Source organism: Pelomonas sp. KK5, assembly GCF_001984095.1.
GTDB lineage: Bacteria > Pseudomonadota > Gammaproteobacteria > Burkholderiales > Burkholderiaceae_C > KK5.
Genome location: NZ_LYVQ01000493.1, coordinates 1 through 1,051, shown reverse-complemented (window position 1 = coordinate 1,051; position 1,051 = coordinate 1). Strand labels below are relative to the sequence as shown.

Annotated in this window: 1 protein-coding gene and 1 pseudogene; one reads left to right on the top strand and one right to left on the bottom strand. The window is 70.5% G+C overall.

Features of this window, described 5'->3' with window-relative positions; genetic code table 11:
- Window positions 1-614 (bottom strand): annotated as a pseudogene (locus B0W88_RS31915) (phosphomannomutase/phosphoglucomutase); the annotation flags it as partial.
- 102 nt (window positions 615-716) lie between these two features.
- Between B0W88_RS31915 and B0W88_RS31910 the strand changes: the two are divergent.
- On the top strand, window positions 717-1,051 hold a 335-nt coding region (locus B0W88_RS31910; RefSeq protein WP_304442610.1), incomplete at its 3' end, for an Ada metal-binding domain-containing protein.

Genomic DNA, 1,051 nt, shown 5'->3' with positions numbered 1-1,051 from the left:
CCGTCCACCTTGGAGAAGATGTCGATCACCTCGCAGCCCAGCGCGCGCAGGATCGCGGGCGAGGAGGCGCCGGGGATGCCGTTGCCGCTGTCCACGACGATCTTCATCGGGCGCTTGAGCTTGCAGTCGCGCACGATGCGGGCCATGTACTCGCTGAACACGTCCATGGAACCGACGCGGCCCTGGCCGGCCACGTAGTCCTCGGCCTCGATGCGGCGGCGCAGGCCCTGGATCTGCTCGCCGTAGACGGCGGCGCCCTTGAGGACCATCTTGAAGCCGTTGTAGTCCTTCGGGTTGTGGCTGCCGGTGATCATGATGCCGGAGCTGCAGCCGTACTTCTTCCGCGTGGCGGCCACGTAGTACAGCATCGGCGTCGTCACCGCGCCGATATCGACGACGTCCAGGCCGGTCGACTGCAGGCCGCGGATCAGCGCGGCGGCCAGGCCGGGCCCCGACAGGCGCCCGTCGCGGCCCACGGCCACGGCCTTCTCGCCCAGCTTGCGCGCCTCGGTGCCGAAGGCGCGGCCGAGGTGCTCGGCCAGCTGTTCGTCGAGCGTGGTGCCGACGACGCCGCGGATGTCATAGGCCTTGAAGATCGATGCGTGGACTTGCATGTGGCAGTGCTTCCTGATGATTGGACTGGGGCGGATTGTAGGCAGGCGGGGAGAGGTCCGAAAACGGCGAGTCTGGCGCCGCGGACTGCCTATCATGGCGCCATGTCCTCCCTCCGACACGTCACCGGCACCCTCGAGGCCGACGCCTGCTACCCCGCCCTGCTGGCCCGCGATGCCCGCTTCGACGGGCGCTGGTTCGTCGGCGTCACGTCCACCGGCGTCTACTGCCGGCCGATCTGTCGTGTCCGCCCGCCGAAGCAGGAGAACTGCCGCTTCTTCGCCTCGGCCGCCCAGGCCGAGGCCCAGGCCTTCCGGCCCTGTCTGAAGTGCCGGCCCGAGCTGGCGCCGCTGGCCGGCGAGCCGGCCTGGTCGGCGATGGACGCCTCGCGCACGCTGGCCCGCCAGGCCGCGGCCTGGCTCGACGCCTGCGACGACGC